This window comes from Sphingomonas crocodyli (assembly GCF_004005865.1).
Taxonomy (GTDB): domain Bacteria; phylum Pseudomonadota; class Alphaproteobacteria; order Sphingomonadales; family Sphingomonadaceae; genus Rhizorhabdus; species Rhizorhabdus crocodyli.
Genome location: NZ_SACN01000005.1, coordinates 96,245 through 115,122, shown reverse-complemented (window position 1 = coordinate 115,122; position 18,878 = coordinate 96,245). Strand labels below are relative to the sequence as shown.

Genomic DNA, 18,878 nt, shown 5'->3' with positions numbered 1-18,878 from the left:
TTGGCGGCGTTCGCGGATTTCAGCGGTCTGCAGGTGAATGGGGTCGACCAGAAGGGTCGCGTCTCCATGCCCTCCGCTTTTCGCGCGACGATCGAGCGCCGCTTTGCGGGGCATGATCTCCACGGCGAAGCCCTGCGCACCGTCAAGATGAGCCCGTCCGAACTCGGCTGCATCGAAGTGGTCGACGCGACCACGATCGCCGAGGTGAAATCCGACGTCATGGCCGAATGCGAGGCCGAGGCGGGCGGCGACAAGGTCAAGGCGAAGGCGCTGTTCCAGAAGAAGATCTTCCGCCGCCTGGGTCTGTTCACCGACGTCACTTATGACGAGGCGGGCCGCATGGTCCTGCCGCAGCTGCTGCGCGACGAAGCCGGTATCCAGGGCGAGGCCGTGTTCTTCGGCGGAGGCGACAGCTTCCAGATCTGGTCGCCCGAAAAGTTCGCGGCCGAATATGGCGATGTGCCGATGCTCATCCGCCAGATGGAGCAGGGGCGCGCGTCGCGTCGCGGGGCGGCCAAGGCATGAGCGCCGCTCCCCATATTCCCGTCCTCCTCGACGAGGTGATCGCCGGCCTCACCCCGCAAGCCGGCGAGATCCATGTCGACGGGACGTTCGGGGCGGGTGGGTACACCCGGGCGATCCTGGCGACGGGCGCCCGGGTATATGCCTTTGACCGCGATCCCGATGCGATTGCCGAGGGCGCTGCGCTCGAGGCGTCCGAAGATGGTTTGATCCTGGTTCCGGAGCGCTTCTCGCGGCTTGTCGAGGCGCTGGCCGAGCGCGGCGTCGATCAGGTCGATGGCGTCACGCTCGATATCGGCGTGTCGTCGATGCAGCTCGATCGCGCCGATCGCGGTTTCTCGTTCCAGTCGGACGGTCCGCTCGACATGCGGATGGAGCAGGCGGGCATGAGCGCCGCCGACTTCGTCAACGAGGCGGACGAGGAAGAGATTGCCGACGTTCTCTACACGCTGGGCGAGGAACCGCGCGCCCGCCGCGTGGCTCGTGCGATCGTCGCGGCGCGCCCGATCACGCGCACGGCGGAGCTGGCCGAGGTCGTGCGCCGCGCGCTTGGCCATCGTCCGCATGAGAAGAAGGATCCTGCGACCCGCACCTTCCAGGCGATCCGCATCCATCTGAATGCCGAACTGGACGAGCTCGAACAGGGGCTGGCGGCGGCCGAAAAGGTGCTGCGTCCCGGCGGTCGGCTCGCGGTCGTGTCGTTCCATTCGATCGAGGATCGGATCGTGAAGCGTTTCCTGCGCGAACGCAGCGGCGCGACGCCGGCGGGCTCGCGCCACCTGCCCGATGCGCGCGGCGCCGGTCCGAACCCCAGCTTCGAAGCTGTCGCCAAGCCGGTTCGCGCCGGCGAGGCGGAGCTTGCCCGTAATCCCCGTTCGCGGTCGGCCACGTTGCGCGTGGCCCGCCGCACCGCCGCGTCCCCGTGGAATATGCGTACCCGTCAGGAAGGATCACAACGATGATCGCCATGCGTTTTCGGTCGATCGTGTGGACGGGGGCGGCGTGTCTCGCCATCCTCGCCTTCTATCTGATGTCGCAGTTCGTCGCCGCCAAGCGCGCCGAGCTGGCCCGCACCGACCGCGAGATTTCGCGGACGCGGGCCGAGATCGCGCAGCTGGAGACCGAGATCGGCACTCGTTCGGGCATGGGCCAGATCGAACATTGGAACGTCAGCGTCTATGGGCTGGAAGCGCCCAAGGTGCAGCAGTTCAAGAATGCCGTGCAGTTCGCCGCGATCCTCGAGCCGAACACGCCCGCCATGTCGCAGACGGTGAACCCGATCCGCCAGGCGAGCCTGGACGTGCCGAGCGCGCCGGCGGCCGCCGCTGCGCCCGCCCCGGTTCCGGTATCGACCCCGCCGGTCGTCCATGCGGCCCCGCCGCCGCAGGTCACGCTGGCGTCCGCGCCTGAGCCGCAGCCGTCGCTGCGTTCGGCCAGCTTCGTTCAGGCCAAGCCGCAGGGCATGGCGCCGTCGACCGTTTCGGCGGTCCACGAAGCATCGCTGCGCAAGGTCGCGGCCGTGGCCACGCCCCCGGTCGCCGCCAAGCCTGCGGCCAAGAAGAAGACCAGCCTCGACGACGCCTGGCTCGCCGATATCACCGGAGACGCCAAGTCCGGCCGCAAGGCGCGGCCGTGAACACAGCGGCCCTCACGGCCGATCTCCCGCGCTCGCGCGCTCCCGTTCGCACCGCGGAGACGATCCGCGTCGCGCAGCAGCGCCTGATCTTCCTGATGACCGCTTTCGCTCTGGTGACGGCGGTCATTTCGGCGCGCCTGCTGTGGCTGGCGGTTTCGAACTTCCGCGACGGCGGCACCTCGGTTGCGGCGGTCGGCCCGCGCGGGATGATCACCGATCGCAACGGCATCGTGCTGGCGTCGACGATCAAGAACTGGTCGATCGGCATCTTCCCGAACGAGATCATCGGCGATCGCGATCATCTGGCCGCCGAACTGGCGCGGATCATTCCGGGCAAGACGCAGGATCAGTATCGCGCGCTGCTCAACCCCCGCAAGACGAAGCCCCGCAAGGACGGCAAGCCGACACGCGGGCCGTTCGTCTATCTCAAGCGCAACGCCGTCCCCGAAATGGTGTCGGCGATCAACACGCTGGGCGAGCCCGCCTTCCAGCTGGGCCGTGAATCCGAACGTTTCTATCCGCAGGGCACGCTCGCCGCGCAGGTGCTCGGCTATCTCGATCTCGACGGCAAGACGCCGGTGTCGGGGATGGAAGCGTCGCTCCAGAAGGAATTGACCACGCGCAACGGCGCGCCTGTCGCGCTCTCGATCGACAGCCGGGTGCAGGCGGCGATGGAAAGCGCGCTCTATGCGCAGATGGTGAAGCATAGCGCGGTCGGCGCGGCCGGCATCGTGCTGGACGTGCGCACCGGCGAAGTGCTGGCAATGGCGTCGCTGCCCACCTTCAATCCCAATGCGCCGGGGCGCACGCCGGTCAGCCAGGACGAGCGCCAGCCCGACGCGCGTTTCAACCGCGCGATCAAATCGGTGTTCGAACTGGGGTCGACCTTCAAGATGATCACGGTCGCCAATGCGATCGAAAAGGGCGTGATCACCGATATGGGCCGCCGTTACGACGCGACGGCGCCTCTGGTGGTCGGCGGCTTCAAGATCCGCGACGATCACCCGCAGAACCGCTGGATGTCGGTGCCCGATATCCTGATCCATTCGTCGAACATCGGCACCGCCCGCATCGCCGACGAACTGGGGCAGGAGCGGACGTCGCACTTCTTCCGCGAACTGGGCTTCGACAAGCCGGTCGACATCGAACTGCGCGGTGCCGCCAAGCCGATCTGGCCGGGTTTCTGGGCGCGCACGACCGTGATGACCACGGCTTATGGTCACGGCATCGCGGTGACGCCACTCCACCTCGCCAATGCTTATGCGGCGCTGGTGAATGGCGGCACCTTCCGCAACGCGACGATGATGAAGGTCGAGCCGGGCGCGCAGGTGCCGGGTCGCCGCGTGATCAGCGAGGCGACGAGCGCGCGGATGCGGCAGATGATGCGCCTCGTCGTGACGAAGGGCACCGGCAAGGCTGCGAACGTCGAAGGGCTGCGCGTCGGCGGCAAGACGGGCACGGCCGAAAAGAACCTGCACGGCCGCTATATCCACAATTCGCTGCTCGTCACCTTTGCGGCCGTGTTCCCGATGGATCAGCCGCGTTATGTGCTGATCGGGACGCTCGACGAGCCGCACGGCACCGCTGACACTTATGGTTTCCGCACCGCTGCCTGGACGGTGGCGCCCGCGATCAAGAAGGTCATCGCGCGGATCGGCCCGCTGCTGGGCGTGATGCCCGATGCCAGCCGCGACGTCGATGTCGCCGACCTGACGCCCTATATCTACGAAGACAAGAAGCATGCGTCTGAAGCACCTGATTGAAACAGCGGATGGCCCGGTCGCTGATGTCAGCGTGACCGGTTTCGCCATCGATCATCGCAAGGTCGCGCCGGGCACAGTGTTCGGCGCGTTTCGTGGCGCACGCTTCAATGGCGAGGATTTCATCGCGGAAGCCGTGGCCGCCGGCGCGGTCGCGGTGGTCGCCGCGCCAGGCGCGAAGGTTTCGGGCGCGATCCATGTCGCCGATGAGGAGCCACGCCAGGCCTTCGCCCGGCTCGCCGCCAAATTCTTCGCGCCGTTCCCGGACACCACCGTCGCCGTCACCGGCACGAACGGCAAGACATCGACCGTCGAACTCACCCGGCAACTGTGGCGGATGGCGGGCTTCCACGCCGCGTCGATCGGGACTTTGGGCGTCACCACGGCGGACGATCAGGTTTCGACCGGGCTGACCACGCCGGACATCGTCACCTTCCTGTCGAACATGGCGGGACTGAAGAAGGAGGGCGTGAGCCATGCCGCCTTTGAGGCATCGAGCCACGGCCTGTCGCAATATCGCACCGAAGGGTTGCCGGTCCGCGCGGGCGCCTTCACCAATCTGAGCCGCGATCACCTCGATTATCACGGCACGATGGAGGATTATTTCGCGGCCAAGCTGCGGCTTTTCACTGACGTGATCGAGCCCGATGGCGCGGCGGTCGTCTGGGCCGACGATATCTGGTCGACCAAGGTGATCGACGCGGTGAAGGCGCGCGGGCTGCGGCTGATCTCGGTTGGCGAGACGGGCGAGACGCTGCGCCTGCTCAATCGCACGCCGACCGCGCTCGGCCAGACGCTCATCATCGAAGTCGACGGCAAGCCCCGCGAACTCAAGCTGCCGCTGATCGGCGCCTATCAGGCGGCGAACTCGCTCGTCGCGGCCGGCCTCGTCATCGCGACCGGTGGATCGGTCGATCAGGTTTTCACCTCTCTCGCGCGCGTTGCCCCCGTGCGCGGACGGCTGGAGCGCGCGGCGATCAACCGCGCCGGCGCTCCAGCTTACGTCGACTATGCGCACACGCCCGACGGCCTCGAAGCCGCGATCAACGCACTGCGCCCGCACACGGACAAGCGCCTGATCGTCGTCTTCGGCGCGGGCGGCGACCGTGACACCGGCAAGCGCCCGCTGATGGCCGAAGTCGCCGCGCGGCTTGCCGACCATGTGATCGTGACCGACGACAATCCGCGCTCCGAAGACCCGGCCGCGATCCGTCGCGACGTGCTGGCGGGTGCGCCGGATGCGACCGAGATCGGCGATCGTCGCTCGGCGATTGCGGCGGCCGTGGCCGAAGCGGGGGCGGGCGACATCGTCCTGGTCGCGGGCAAGGGGCACGAACAGGGGCAGATCGTTGGCGACCGCGTCCTGCCCTTCGATGACGTGACCGTGGTGCGGGAGTGCGCGGCGTGACCAAGCCTCCCCTCTGGACCGCGTTTGATATTGCCGCCGCGACCGATGGCGAGGTGTTCGGCGCGTTCGATGCGAACGGCGTCGCCTTCGACAGCCGCGAAATCGGCCCCGGCGATCTGTTCGTCGCGCTGAAGGGGGAGGCGACCGACGGGCATCGCTTCCTCGACAAGGCTTTTGCGGGTGGCGCGGCGGGGGCGATCGTGTCCGAAGCCTGCGCCGGCCCGCATGTCCGCGTCGCCGATACGACCGCTGCGCTCGATGCGCTGGCCGTTGCGTCGCGCGCGCGGATGAACGGCAAGGTGATCGGCGTCACCGGTTCGGTCGGCAAGACCGGCACGAAGGAGGCGCTGTTCGCCTGCCTCGATCGCCCGAACCCCGGACAGGCGCACCGCTCGGTCAAGAGCTATAACAACCATACCGGCGTGCCGCTCAGCCTTGCGCGGATGCCGGCATCGACCCGCTACGGCATCTTCGAAATGGGGATGAACCATGCGGGCGAGCTGTCGCAGCTGACCCGCCTTGTGCGCCCGCATGTCGCGATCGTCACCGCGATCGCCCCCGCGCACAGCGCCCATTTCGCCAGCGAAGCCGCGATCGCCGACGCCAAGGGCGAGATTTTCGAAGGGCTCGAGCCCGGCGGCATCGCGATCATCCCGCATGACAGCCCGCATCGCGACCGGCTGATCGCCGCCGCGCGGCCCTATGCGGCGCGGATCATCACCTTCGGGCGCGATGAGGCGGCGGACGTCACCCTGTGCGACGAGCATCGCCAGCCCGGCGGCACGCTCTGCTCGCTGATCCTGCCCGACGCGGAACTGACCTTCACGGTGGCGCCGCCGGGCGACCATTGGGTGTCGAACGCGATGGCGGTGATCGCGGCTGTGTGGGCGGTGGGCGGCGATCTGGCCGCGGCCGGCCTCGCCTTTGCCGAGATGCCGGGCCTCCCGGGACGCGGCGAGCGCAGCCAGGTGCCGGTCGGCGATGGCGAGGCGCTGATCATCGACGAAAGCTACAACGCCAACCCCGCGTCGATGGCCGCGACCATCCGCATGCTGGGCGAGGAGCAGGCCGAACGCCGCGTCGTCGTCCTCGGCGAGATGCGCGAACTGGGGCAGGGCGCGCCGGCCTATCATGCCGGTCTGCTCGATCTGCTGCAGGCGGCGGACGTGGGTTATGCTCTGCTCGTCGGACCCGAAATGGGGGCCCTCGCAAATGCGCTTGAAGGCCGGATCGACTTCGCGCATGTGCCCGACGCTTCGGCGGCGATCGAGTCCCTTGCGGGGGTGATTTCGCCGGGCGATGCCATTCTCATCAAGGGGTCGAACGCGATCGGGCTGTCGCGCGTGGTCGAAAGGCTGCGGAGCGGGGCTCTGGCGGGCGGAAGGATCTGATGCTTTACTTGCTGGCCGATCAGCTCGGATTTCCGGGGCTGCTGAATCTCATTCGATACCTCACCTTCCGCGCGGGCGCGGCGGCGGTTACGGCGCTTGTGCTGGGCCTGATCATAGGCCCGCGCTTCATCGGGTGGCTGCGCGTCAAGCAGGGCAAGGGCCAGCCGATCCGCGCTGACGGGCCGCAGACGCACCTCGCCAAGGTCGGCACCCCCACGATGGGCGGGCTGATGATCCTGGTGTCGGTGATGGTCGCCATGCTGCTGTGGATGGATCTGGCCAACCGCTATGCCTGGGCCTGCATCGGCGTGACCGTGGGCTTCGGCCTGATCGGCTTCCTCGACGATTACGACAAGGTGAAGAAGCGCAGCCACAAGGGCGTTTCGGGCAAGGTGCGCCTGGCGGGCGAGTTCCTGATCGCGGGTCTCGCCAGCTGGCTGATCGTATCGGGCAACGGGACCGAACTGTACGTGCCTTTCTATAATGGCGCGGTGATCGATCTCGGGCCGCTCTACGTCGTGTTCGCGGCGTTCACGATCGTCGCTTTCGGCAATGCGGTGAACCTGACCGACGGGTTGGACGGCCTTGCGATCATGCCAGTCGTGATCGCCAGCCTCGCCTTCTTCGTGATCGCCTATCTGGTCGGCAACAAGGTGTTCGCCAGCTATCTGGGCATTCCGCACGTTCCGGGCGCGGGCGATCTGACGATCCTGACCGCCGCGATCATCGGCGGGGGCCTGGCCTTTCTCTGGTTCAACGCGCCGCCTGCGGCCGTGTTCATGGGCGATACGGGCAGCCTCGCGCTCGGTGGTGCGTTGGGGACGATTGCGGTGGTCGCGCATCACGAAATCGTGTTGGCGATCGTCGGCGGCCTGTTCGTGATGGAGACGGTGTCGGTGATCCTGCAGGTCTTCTTCTATAAAAGGACCGGCAAGCGCATCTTCCGCATGGCGCCGATCCACCACCATTTCGAACAGCTCGGCTGGAGCGAGCCGACCGTGGTGATCCGCTTCTGGATCATCAGCTTCGTGCTCGCGCTGGCGGGCCTTGCGACGCTGAAGCTGCGGTGATCACGTCCCCCGCCTTCGCCGGTAAACGATACGCGGTCCTCGGCCTCGCGCGCTCGGGGCTGGCGACGGTCGACGCGCTGCTGGCGAGCGGGGCGGAGGTGACGGCATGGGACGGGAAGGACGAGGCGCGGGCGAAGGCCGACCCGCGGGTCAAGCTGGCCGACCCGCTCGAAAGCGATCTGACAGGCTTTGCCGCCGTCGTGGTTTCGCCCGGCGTGCCGCTCAACAAGCATCCGATCGTCGCGCATGCGCGTAAGCACAACGTGCCCGTGATCGGCGATATCGAACTGTTCGCGCAGGCCCGTAGCAGCCTGCCGGCGCACAAGGTTGTTGGCATCACCGGCACCAACGGCAAGTCGACCACGACTGCGCTGATCAAGCACATCATCGAAACGGCGGGCGTGCCGACGCTGATGGGCGGGAATATCGGCCTGCCGATCCTGTCGCGCGATCCGCTGGGGGCCGGTGGGGTCTATGTCCTCGAACTGTCGAGCTACCAGATCGATCTGACCCGCAGCCTCGATTGCGACGTCGCGGTGCTGACCAACATCACCCCCGACCATCTCGATCGCTATGACGGCTTCGAAGGTTATTCGCGCGCGAAGGCCGAACTGTTCGCGATGCAGTCGCCCAACCATGTCGCGGTGATCGCGGTCGACGATGATCCGACGCGGGCGATTGCGACCCGTCTTCTCGCCGTTCGGGACGAACTGCCGGTGGTCCGCGTCCAGGCCGCCGATGTGGAAGGGCAGGCCGACTGGCCGTCGCTGCAGGGGCCCCACAACGCGCAAAATGCCGTGATCGCGATTGCGACGGCCCGCGCGCTGGGCATCGCCGAGGACGCGATCCAGACCGGCCTCGCCACTTATCCGGGCCTGCCGCATCGAATGGAGCGGATCGCCGAGATTGGCGGCGTCCTCTACGTCAACGACAGCAAGGCGACCAACGCGACATCGACCGCGCCCGCGCTCGCGGCATATCCGAAGATACATTGGATATTGGGCGGCCTGCCCAAGACCGACGATCTCGACGCCTGCGCGCCGCATTTCGATCATGTCGTCGCGGCCTATACGATCGGCGACGCCGGCCCGCTTTACGCCCGGATCATGGGCGAAGCGGGCAAGCCCGTGATCGAGAGCAAGACGCTGGCACAGGCCGTGAAGGATGCCGCCGCGGCCGCGAAGCCCGGCGAAGTGGTGCTGCTGTCGCCCGCCTGCGCCTCCTTCGATCAGTTCGCCGATTATGAAGCGCGCGGGGCGGCTTTCCGTAGCGCGGTGGAGGGGCTTGGCTTATGACCGGCGTGGTGGCGCTGCTCGATTCCACGGTTCCTACGCGACGCAAGAAGCCTGCGATCCGGCGGTCGCGCGTCGGGCGCGGATCGAACACGCCGCTTGCGCGCTGGTTCTGGGAAATCGATCGCGTCCTGCTGCTGCTTGTGACGATGCTGATCGGCGTCGGGCTGATCGCGGTCGCCGCCGCCGCGCCTGCCGCCGCTGTGCGCTATTCGGGCGCGGGGCACGTCGTCGCCGCGCGCTATTATTTCTGGATGCAGCTGGGCTGGATGGTCGTGTCCGCGCCTATCATGGTCGGCGTCTCGATGCTGCCGCAGAAGGTGGCGCGGCGTGGCGCGTTGATCGGCGCGGCGATCTTCTTCGTCCTGCTCGCGCTCGTGCCCGTCGTCGGCAGCACCACCAACGGCGCGACCCGCTGGATATCGTTCGGCGGCCCGGCGCGCCTGCAACCGTCCGAATTTCTGAAGCCTTTGTTCGTCGTTGCGATGGCCTGGCTCTTCTCGCTGCGCGCCAAGAATCCGGGCCTGCCCTTCGCCGTCATTTCCGCAGGCGTGGTCGGTTCGATCGCAGTGCTGCTGATGATGCAGCCCGATTTCGGGCAGACCGTGATCTTCGTGTCGGTGTGGATCATCCTGCTGATGCTGTCGGGCGCGTCGATGAAGGCGCTGGGCATGCTGGGGGCAGGGGGCTTCGTCGCCGTCCTCGCGGCCTATTTCTTCTATCCGGTCGCGACCGCGCGTATCGACAAGTTCCTGTTCAAGCAGGGCGATACGTTCCAGATGGATCGCGCGCACGACACGATCACGCATGGCGGCCTACTCGGCACCGGCCCCGGCGCGGGCACGGCGAAATTCTCGCTGCCCGAGCCGCATACCGACTATATCTTCTCCGTGATCGGCGAGGAATTCGGCCTGATCGCGTGCATCGCGATCGCCTGCCTCTACCTCGCGATCGTCGCGCGCGTCTGCACCCGCCTGCTGCGTGAGGAGGATGATTTCCTGCTCTATGCGGGCGCCGGTCTGGTCGCGCAGTTCGGGCTGCAGGCGCTGATCAACATGCTCGTCAATGTCGGCCTCGCGCCGTCGAAGGGCATGACCCTGCCGTTCATCAGCTATGGCGGTTCGTCGATGATCGCGCTGTCGATCGGCTTCGGGCTGCTGCTCGCCTTCACCCGCGAGAATCCCCACCTCAAGGAATCGAGCTACACCGTGCGCTGGAATCCGCGATGAGCGTAACGCGACACTTCGTCCTCGCCGCCGGCGGCACCGGCGGGCACATGGTTCCCGCGCATGCGCTGGCGGGCGAGCTGATGCGCCGTGGCCATCGGGTCGCGCTCGTCACCGACGAACGCGGCGCGCGCATCCCCGGACTGTTCGACGGCGTCCAGACCCACATCATTCCGGCGGGACGCCTGGGCGGCGGCCTGCGTGAGATGTGGAAGGCGTGGAAGGATATTCGCGCCGGCACCGCCATGTCGCGCCAGCTGTACGAGACGTTCGATCCCGCCGCCGTGGTCGGCTTCGGCGGCTATCCGGCGCTTCCGGCCTTGCGCGCGGCGTTCAAGAACCGTGTGCCGACGCTGATCCACGAACAGAATGCCGTGCTGGGCCGGGTCAACCGCCTCGTCGCGGGCAAGGTGACCGGGATCGCGACCGCCTATCCGAATGTCGAGCGGCTGAACCCGAAGTTCGACGCCAAAACCCATCTGGTCGGCAATCCGGTCCGCGCGATCGTCCGGGAAATCCGCAACGCGCCGTTTCCCGATCTCGGCCCCGACGGCATCTTCCGCCTGCTGGTGACGGGCGGCAGCCAGGGTGCGAGCATCCTGTCCGACGTCGTGCCCGATGCGCTGGGCCTCCTGCCGCTCACCTTTCGCCGCCGGTTGCAGGTGACGCAGCAGTGCCGGCCCGAGGATATCGAGGCGGTGCGCAGCAAATATAAGGTGCTGGGCATCCCCGCCGATCTCGCCACCTATTTCACCGATCTGCCCGAACGGCTCGCCTGGTCGCACCTGGTGATCGCGCGCGCGGGCGCATCGACGATCGCCGACGTGACGGTCGCGGGCCGCCCCGCCATCCTGATCCCGCTGCCCAGCGCTGCCGACGATCACCAGACCGCCAATGCCCGCGAACTGGCCGAGGTGGGCGGCGCGCGCGCGATCAAGCAATCGAACTTCACGCCGCAGGAATTGTCGAAGCAGATGCACAAGCTGGCGCTCGATCCCAAGGCGCTTCTCAACGCTGCCAAGCGCTCTTATGGCGTCGGCAGGCCCAACGCGGCCGAGGATCTCGCCGATCTGGTGGAGAGCATCGGTCGCCAACCGATCATGGACCCTATCCCTGTGGAAAATCTTGAGCTTCGGCCCCTGAAGGGCGCGTTCGCATGAAGGGCGTCGCGACCGACATCGGCACCATTCACTTCATCGGCATCGGCGGGATCGGCATGTCCGGCATTGCCGAGGTCATGGCCAATCTGGGCTATAAGGTTCAGGGCAGCGACGTCGCCGAAGGCTATGTCGTCGAAGGGCTGCGCAAGAAGGGCATCAAGGTGATGATCGGCCACAAGGCCGAAAATCTGGGCGATGCCGCCGTCGTCGTCACCTCGACCGCGATCAAGCGCGGCAATCCCGAGGTCGAACTCGCGCTCGAAAAGCGCATCCCCGTCGTCCGCCGCGCCGAAATGCTCGCCGAACTGATGCGGCTGAAGTCGACCGTCGCGATCGCGGGCACCCACGGCAAGACGACGACGACGTCGATGGTCGCGGCCTTGCTCGATGCGGGCGGGGTCGATCCGACCGTGATCAACGGCGGCATCATCAACAGCTATGGTTCGAACGCCCGCCTCGGCGCGTCCGACTGGATGGTGGTGGAGGCTGACGAGAGCGACGGCAGTTTCCTGCGCCTCGACGGCACGATCGCGGTCGTGACCAACATCGATCCCGAACATCTCGATCACTATGGATCGTTCGAGAAGGTGAAGGACTGCTTCGTTGAGTTCGTCGAAAACGTCCCCTTCTACGGTGCCGCCTTGCTGTGCATCGATCATCCCGAAGTGCAGGCGATCATCCCGCGCGTGCGCGATCGCAAGGTCGTGACCTACGGCTTTTCCGCTCAGGCCGACGTGCGCGGCGACAATGTCGTGCCCGTCCCCGGCGGCAACCGGTTCGACGTGGTGATCCGCGATCGTGACGGCAATCTGCGCCGGATCGAGGGCGTGACCCTGCCGATGCCCGGCCGCCACAATGTCCAGAACGCGCTCGCCGCGATCGGCGTCGCGCTGGAGATGGGCATTTCGGACGACATCATCGCGGGCGGTTTCGCCAAGTTCGGGGGCGTCAAGCGCCGCTTCACCAAGGTTGGTGAGGTCGATGGTGTCACGATCATCGACGATTACGGTCACCACCCGGTTGAGATCCGCGCGGTGCTCGCCGCCGCGCGCGAAGGCGCGAAGAACCGCGTGATCGCGGTCGTGCAGCCCCATCGCTACACCCGCCTGCGCGACCTGATGGTCGACTTCCAGACCGCGTTCAACGATGCCGACATCGTCTATGTCGCCCCAGTCTATCCGGCGGGCGAGCAGCCGATCGAAGGGGTCGATGCCGCAGCCCTCGTCAGCGGGCTCAAGCAGCGCGGGCATCGCGCCGCGCAGGTGATCGAGGGGGCCGATGCGCTCGCCGTCGCTCTTGCGAATAGCGCCCAGCAGGACGACATGGTCATCTGCCTCGGCGCCGGCGACATCACCAAATGGGCCGCCGGCCTCGCCGACGCGATTGCGAAGGAGAAGGTGAAATGACCGACTATTTCGGCACCTGGGTGAAGCTGCAGGAACAGGCACTCCACCTCCACAAGCAGAATCTCGATGCGGCCTTCCGCACGATGGGCAACACGCCGTTCGACGGCGCGGTCGAAGCCGCGCGCCAGATCGGCGATGCGCAGGTGAAGGCCTGGGAAGGCTGGCTCGCACTTTGGTCGCCCAGGGGATGATGGCAGCCGCCGGCGCCGCGACCGATACCGTCATGCCGCCCGTTCGCGGGCGACTGACGGCCGGCGCGCCGCTGGCGCCGCTCGTCTGGTTCAAGAGCGGCGGGTCGGCCGAATGGCTGTTCGAGCCGGCCGATGCCGACGATCTGTGTGATTTTCTGATGGCGCTCGATCCGGCGGTGCCGGTGATGGGGCTTGGCCTAGGCTCCAACCTGATCGTGCGCGATGGCGGCGTGCCGGGCGTGGTCGTCCGGCTCGGCAAGGCGTTCGCCAAGTGCGAGCGGCTTGATGACGTGACCCTGCGCTGCGGCGGCGGGGCGAGCGGTATCCTCGTCTCCTCGACGGCGCGCGATGCCGGGATTGGCGGGGTCGAGTTCCTGCGCTCGATCCCCGGCACGGTCGGCGGCTTCGTGCGTATGAACGGCGGGGCTTATGGCCGCGAGGTCAAGGACGTGCTGGTCGAGGCGGAGGTCGTCCTCCGCTCGGGTGAACGTAAGACACTGTCGCTTACCGATCTGGGCTACACCTATCGCCACAGCGCGCTGCCCGATGGCGCGATCGTGATTTCGGCGACGCTGCGTGGTGCGCCTGCCGAGCCGAGCGCGATCCAGACTGAAATGGACCGCATCGCCGCCGAACGCGAAGCCTCGCAGCCGCTGCGTTCGAAGACCGGCGGTTCGACCTTCAAGAATCCGGACGGCCACAAGGCGTGGGCGCTGGTCGACGCGGCGGGCTGTCGCGGGCTGACGCGCGGCGACGCGCAGGTTTCCGAAAAACACTGCAATTTCCTGCTCAACCTCGGCTCGGCCAGCAGCGCCGACATCGAGGCTTTGGGCGAAGAGGTAAGGGACAAGGTGAAGGCACATTCGGGCTTGACGTTGGAGTGGGAAATCCAGCGCGTAGGGGTTTCCGCATGAGCCATCCGACGCTCCACATCGCGGTCCTTATGGGTGGCTGGTCGTCCGAGCGTGACGTGTCGCTGACGTCGGGTAACGGCGTCGCCGATGCGCTCGAAACGCTGGGCCACAAGGTCACGCGGATCGACATGGGCCATGACGTCGCGATCAAGCTGCACGAGGCGAAGCCCGACGTCGTGTTCAACGCGCTCCACGGCACACCGGGGGAGGATGGCACCGTTCAGGGCCTGATGGACCTGATGGGGATCACCTATACCCATAGCGGCCTGACCACATCGGTCATCGCGATCGACAAGGAACTGACCAAGCAGCAGCTCGTCCCCCACGGCATTCGCATGCCGACGGGCAAGATCGTCGACAGCGAGAGCCTGTACGAAGCCGATCCGATCCCTCGGCCTTATGTGCTAAAGCCGGTCAACGAAGGATCGTCGGTCGGCGTCGCGATCGTGAAGGAGCGCGACAATCACGGCACGCCGATCCACCGCGACGCGCATGGCCCGTGGCAGCGTTTCGATACACTGCTCGCCGAACCCTTCATCAAGGGGCGTGAGCTGACGGTCGCAGTGCTAGGCGATCGCGCGCTTTGCGTCACCGAACTGGTGCCGACCAGCGGCTTTTACGATTACGAGGCCAAATATACCGATGGCCTGACCACCCATGTCTGCCCGGCGAAGATCCCGGCCGATGTCGAAGCGTCGGCGATGCAGATGGCGCTTGATGCGCACCGCCTGTTGGGGTGCAAGGGAACCTCGCGTTCGGACTTCCGTTGGGATGACGAACAGGGGGAAGCGGGGCTCTATTTGCTCGAAGTGAACACGCAGCCGGGCATGACGCCGCTCAGCCTCGTGCCTGAGCAGGCGAAGCATGTCGGCATGACCTATGCCGAACTCGTCCAGGCGATCGTCGACGAAGCCGTGAAGGAAAAGGCTGCGTGAGCGCGCGGCCGGCCCGCAACGTGAAGGGGGGAGACCGCCGTCCGCGCGTCACCACCGCGAAGCGGCCGCCGGCGAAGCGTCGCGGCTCGGCGCTCGATCGCGCGGTAGCGCAGATCCCGGTGCCGCGCGATGCGCTGCGCACGATGGGCAATTGGACGCTGGGCCTGCTCGTCGGCGGTGGGCTGGTGATGGGCGTGGTCGCGATGGGCATTCCGCAAATGGCGTGGGCCGCGACCGCGGGCGCGATCGGCGATGCGGGCTTCACCGTCCGCCATGTCGAAATCCTCAACCGCAAGCGCGCCGATGCCGATGTCGTCTATGACATCGCGATGAGCCAGCAATCGCGGTCGATGCCACTGGTCGACCTGACCGGCACGCGATCCGAACTAATGAAGCTCGGCTGGATCGCCGATGCGCGCATCTCGCGCCGGCTGCCCGACACTCTTGTTGTCGACATTGTCGAACGCGTGCCCGCCGCTATCTGGCAATATCGTGGCCGTCTGGTCCTGGTCGATCGGATGGGGACCGAGATCGCGCCGGTCGACGATCGCGCGATGCCCGATCTGCCCGTCGTGGTCGGCCCCGGCGCACGCCGTCAGGTCGAGGCGCTGACGGCCCTGCTCGATACGCAGCCGGCGCTCAAACCCCTGATCACCGCGTCGGTGTGGCAGGGGCAGCGCCGCTGGGACATCATCTTCCAGTCGGGCGAGACGCTGAAGCTGCCCGAAGGCGATGGCGAGGCGATCAAGGCGCTCGCCTGGTTCGCGCGCAAGGATAAGCAGAGCCATCTGCTCGGCCGCGGCATCGTTGGCATCGACATGCGCGATCCGACGCGCACGGTCGTCCGCATGGCGCGCGAGCCCGGCGGCCAGATCGAGGCCCCCGCGCCTCCGCCGGCGCCGGTCACGCAGGCCGCGCCGCCCTCGCTCCAGACCGCACCGGTCTCCGCCCCCGTTTCCCCGCCTGCAAACACGGTAACAGCCTGATGGCGCAAAATCGCAACGATGCCCTGATCACCGCGCTCGATATCGGCACCTCGAAAGTGTCGGCCCTGATCGCGCGCCGCACCGAAACCGGCGATCTGGAGGTGCTGGGCACCGGCCAGCGCGAGAGCCGTGGCGTGAAGCGCGGCTATATCGCCGATATGGAAGGCACCGAGGCCGCGATCCGCGAGGCTGTGGAGCAGGCGGAGACGATCGCGCGCACCAATATCGACCATGTATGGGTCAGCTTCTCGGCGGGCGGCCTCGTCAGCGATGTCGCGCAGGTCGAGGTCGATCTGGGCGGCGTGCAGGTCGAACAGGACGATATTGATAATCTGCTCAAGCAGGGGCGTCGTTCGCTCAACCCCGATGGCCGCATGGTCCTTCATGCGCAGCCCACGCTCTACACGCTCGATGGCCTGACGGGCGTGAAAAGCCCGCTTGGTCTCCATGCCGATCGGCTGGGCGTCGAAATCCACGTCGTCGCGGCAGAGCCTTCGCCGGTGCGCAACCTCGCTCTGTGCGTCCGTTCGGCGCATCTGGGCGTGAAATCGATCGTCGCATCCCCGATCGCGACGGGCGCCGCCTGCCTTACCGAAGAGGATAAGGAGATGGGGATCGCGCTCGTCGAAATGGGCGCGGGCGTGACCAATGTTTCGCTGTTCGCGGGCGGGCTGCTGGTCGGCCTCACCTCGCTGGCGATGGGTGCTGCCGATATCACCGACGATATCGCCTCGGCCTTCTCGATCCGCCGCGCGCAGGCCGAACGGCTCAAATGTTTTCACGGTTCGGCGCAGAACTCGCCGCGCGACACGCATGAGATGATCGATCTCGGTGCGGCCGACGAAGGTGACGGGTTCGAGCCGCCCCGCATCAGCCGTGCGCAGCTGATCCAGGTGATCCGCCTGCGCCTCGATCACTGGATGGATGCGGTGTCGAAGGCGCTCGCCGAACTCGGCTATACCGGCCCCGTCGGGCGGCAGGTGGTGCTGACCGGCGGCGGTGCGGAGTTGAAGGGCATCGCCGATTATGCGCAGGGCGTGCTGGGCCGCACGGTGCGGATCGGCCGGCCGCGTGGCCTCGCCGGCCTGCCCGATGCGCATGGCGGCCCGGCCTTCGCGACGCTTTCGGGCCTCGCGATGGTGGCGGCCAGCAATCCGATCGATTTGCGCCAGATCTCGCTCGAACCGCAGACCGTCCACCGGACGGCGGCGGGCGGGCTGGTCCAGCGCATGATGGCGGCGTTCAAGCAGGGTTATTGATGGGGTTTCGGGCGCGCCAGAACGAGCAGGCGCGAATCGGGTTCCGTTAACCTTGAAAATTGACCTGTCCCAAACTTTTCGCGTGATTCGGCGAATCGGTTGGGGCAAGATTCATTGCAGGTGATTTGCGTCGGCGTTCTGGCGAGTGCGGCGGCAGGGGAGAATGAATATGACCATCGAATTCATGCGGCCGCAGGTTGACGAGCTGAAGCCCCGTATCAGCGTGATCGGCGTCGGCGGCGCCGGTGGAAACGCGATCGCCAACATGATCGTTTCGGACGTTCAGGGCGTCGATTTCATCGTCGCGAACACCGATGCGCAGGCGCTCAATGCCTCGCCGGCGGAGCGCCGCATCCAGCTTGGCCTCAAGATCACCCAGGGTCTCGGCGCCGGTTCGCGCCCGGAAATCGGCCGCGCCGCCGCCGAAGAGACGATGGAGATGGTCGAAAAGGCGCTCGAAGGTTCGCACATGTGCTTCATCGCCGCCGGCATGGGCGGCGGCACGGGAACGGGCGCGGCGCCGGTCATCGCCAAGCTCGCCCGTGACAAGGGCATCCTCACCGTCGGCGTCGTCACCAAGCCGTTCAGCTTCGAAGGTTCGCGCCGCATGAAGTCGGCCGATGCCGGCATCGAGGAGCTTCAGAAGCACGTCGACACGCTGATCGTCATCCCGAACCAGAACCTGTTCCTGATCGCCAACCCGAACACGACCTTCAAGGAAGCGTTCCAGATGGCGGATCAGGTGCTGCAGCAGGGCGTGCGCGGCATCACCGATCTGATGGTCATGCCCGGCCTGATCAACCTCGACTTTGCCGACGTCCGCTCGGTCATGTCCGAAATGGGCAAGGCGATGATGGGTACCGGCGAAGCGACCGGCGACAATCGCGCGATCGAGGCGGCGGAGAAGGCGATCGCCAACCCGCTGCTCGACGGCGTGTCGATGAAGGGCGCCAAGGGCGTCATCGTTTCGATCACGGGTGGCGAGGACATGCGCCTGATGGAGGTCGACGAGGCCGCCAACCATATCCGCGAACTGGTCGATCCGGACGCGAACATCATCTGGGGTTCGGCGTTCAACAACGATCTGGACGGCATGATCCGCGTCTCGGTGGTCGCGACCGGCATCGAAGCCGATGCCGGCACGATGGCCGAGCCTGCCAAGCCGCTGAGCTTCGCGCCGCGCACCCCGCCGCGTGGTGGCGAGGAGAAGCCCGCCGTTGCCATCCCGCAGCCGGCGGTTTCGATCGCGCCCGCGCCGCCGCAGCCGACCACGATCATCGAGCCGCCGGCCGAGCCGATCGCGAAGGTTGAGGACGAAGAGCCGCTGACGCTCGTCGCGCCCGAACCCGCCGCAGCGCCGCAGGCGCCCGAGCCCGCATCCTCGCTGTTCAGCGACGAACTGCTGCTGGGTGCTGAGGCGGTCGTTCCCGCCCCCGCGCAGCCCGCGCCGGAGCCGGAAGCCGATGCCGGCACCCGCCGCTGGGTCGCCGAGCCGCAGGCCGAAGCGCGTCCGCGTTCGGCCGGCAGCGCGACCCTGTTCGAGCGTATGTCGAACATCGCCCGCGGCGCCGCCAAGGCGCAGGTCGACAATGATGCCGATGCGCCGTCGGAAAGCAGCGTTCCGCGCTTTCTGAACCGCCAGAGCAACCAGTAATCGGATCAAGCCCCTCCCTTTGCGGAGGGGCTTTCTGATTGGCGCTGGTCCCACCCGTTTCGACGTCA

General features: G+C 66.9%; 17 protein-coding genes. All 17 read left to right on the top strand.

All coding sequences use genetic code 11. From position 1 onward, the window contains the following. The gene (locus tag EOD43_RS21870; RefSeq protein WP_127746446.1) at positions 1-525 is read left to right on the top strand and encodes a division/cell wall cluster transcriptional repressor MraZ; all 525 of its coding nucleotides are present in this window, start codon (positions 1-3) and stop codon (positions 523-525) included. Beyond that, positions 522-1,484 (top strand): 16S rRNA (cytosine(1402)-N(4))-methyltransferase RsmH, encoded by a 963-nt coding sequence (gene rsmH, locus EOD43_RS21865; RefSeq protein WP_127746444.1) that lies wholly within the window; start codon positions 522-524, stop codon positions 1,482-1,484. The genes EOD43_RS21870 and rsmH overlap by 4 nt, the downstream gene beginning before the upstream one ends. Continuing rightward, a complete protein-coding gene (locus EOD43_RS21860; protein ID WP_127746442.1) occupies positions 1,481-2,158 on the top strand; it encodes a hypothetical protein in 678 nt (225 codons plus the stop codon). The genes rsmH and EOD43_RS21860 overlap by 4 nt, the downstream gene beginning before the upstream one ends. Then, positions 2,155-3,921 carry a peptidoglycan D,D-transpeptidase FtsI family protein gene (locus EOD43_RS21855; RefSeq protein ID WP_338069023.1) on the top strand — a complete coding sequence of 589 codons (1,767 nt, stop codon included), beginning with the start codon at positions 2,155-2,157 and terminating at the stop codon, positions 3,919-3,921. The genes EOD43_RS21860 and EOD43_RS21855 overlap by 4 nt, the downstream gene beginning before the upstream one ends. Then, on the top strand, positions 3,899-5,326 hold the full coding sequence (locus EOD43_RS21850) for a UDP-N-acetylmuramoyl-L-alanyl-D-glutamate--2,6-diaminopimelate ligase (RefSeq protein WP_127746440.1): 1,428 nt from the start codon (positions 3,899-3,901) through the stop codon (positions 5,324-5,326). Before EOD43_RS21855 ends, EOD43_RS21850 begins: the two co-directional genes overlap by 23 nt. Continuing rightward, entirely contained in the window at positions 5,323-6,717 is a 1,395-nt protein-coding gene (locus EOD43_RS21845; protein WP_420822470.1) for a UDP-N-acetylmuramoyl-tripeptide--D-alanyl-D-alanine ligase, read from the top strand. The genes EOD43_RS21850 and EOD43_RS21845 overlap by 4 nt, the downstream gene beginning before the upstream one ends. Continuing rightward, entirely contained in the window at positions 6,717-7,787 is a 1,071-nt protein-coding gene (gene mraY, locus EOD43_RS21840) for a phospho-N-acetylmuramoyl-pentapeptide-transferase (RefSeq protein WP_127746436.1), read from the top strand. Before EOD43_RS21845 ends, mraY begins: the two co-directional genes overlap by 1 nt. After that, a complete protein-coding gene (murD, locus tag EOD43_RS21835; protein ID WP_127746434.1) occupies positions 7,784-9,082 on the top strand; it encodes a UDP-N-acetylmuramoyl-L-alanine--D-glutamate ligase in 1,299 nt (432 codons plus the stop codon). The genes mraY and murD overlap by 4 nt, the downstream gene beginning before the upstream one ends. Beyond that, positions 9,079-10,308 carry an FtsW/RodA/SpoVE family cell cycle protein gene (locus EOD43_RS21830; protein ID WP_127746433.1) on the top strand — a complete coding sequence of 410 codons (1,230 nt, stop codon included), beginning with the start codon at positions 9,079-9,081 and terminating at the stop codon, positions 10,306-10,308. Before murD ends, EOD43_RS21830 begins: the two co-directional genes overlap by 4 nt. After that, positions 10,305-11,465, top strand: coding sequence for an undecaprenyldiphospho-muramoylpentapeptide beta-N-acetylglucosaminyltransferase (gene murG / locus EOD43_RS21825; protein WP_127746431.1), 1,161 nt, complete (start codon positions 10,305-10,307; stop codon positions 11,463-11,465). Before EOD43_RS21830 ends, murG begins: the two co-directional genes overlap by 4 nt. Beyond that, positions 11,462-12,871 (top strand): UDP-N-acetylmuramate--L-alanine ligase, encoded by a 1,410-nt coding sequence (murC, locus tag EOD43_RS21820; protein ID WP_127746429.1) that lies wholly within the window; start codon positions 11,462-11,464, stop codon positions 12,869-12,871. Before murG ends, murC begins: the two co-directional genes overlap by 4 nt. Continuing rightward, entirely contained in the window at positions 12,868-13,062 is a 195-nt protein-coding gene (locus tag EOD43_RS21815; protein ID WP_127746427.1) for a hypothetical protein, read from the top strand. The genes murC and EOD43_RS21815 overlap by 4 nt, the downstream gene beginning before the upstream one ends. After that, on the top strand, positions 13,059-13,976 hold the full coding sequence (gene murB / locus EOD43_RS21810; RefSeq protein ID WP_206363622.1) for a UDP-N-acetylmuramate dehydrogenase: 918 nt from the start codon (positions 13,059-13,061) through the stop codon (positions 13,974-13,976). The genes EOD43_RS21815 and murB overlap by 4 nt, the downstream gene beginning before the upstream one ends. Beyond that, a complete protein-coding gene (locus EOD43_RS21805; protein WP_127746425.1) occupies positions 13,973-14,911 on the top strand; it encodes a D-alanine--D-alanine ligase in 939 nt (312 codons plus the stop codon). The genes murB and EOD43_RS21805 overlap by 4 nt, the downstream gene beginning before the upstream one ends. Next, a complete protein-coding gene (locus EOD43_RS21800; RefSeq protein ID WP_240653466.1) occupies positions 14,908-15,897 on the top strand; it encodes a cell division protein FtsQ/DivIB in 990 nt (329 codons plus the stop codon). Before EOD43_RS21805 ends, EOD43_RS21800 begins: the two co-directional genes overlap by 4 nt. Next, the gene (gene ftsA, locus EOD43_RS21795) at positions 15,897-17,156 is read left to right on the top strand and encodes a cell division protein FtsA (RefSeq protein WP_127746423.1); all 1,260 of its coding nucleotides are present in this window, start codon (positions 15,897-15,899) and stop codon (positions 17,154-17,156) included. Before EOD43_RS21800 ends, ftsA begins: the two co-directional genes overlap by 1 nt. A gap of 169 nt (positions 17,157-17,325) precedes the next feature. Beyond that, positions 17,326-18,810 carry a cell division protein FtsZ gene (ftsZ, locus tag EOD43_RS21790; protein WP_127746421.1) on the top strand — a complete coding sequence of 495 codons (1,485 nt, stop codon included), beginning with the start codon at positions 17,326-17,328 and terminating at the stop codon, positions 18,808-18,810. Positions 18,811-18,878: the final 68 nt, after the last annotated feature.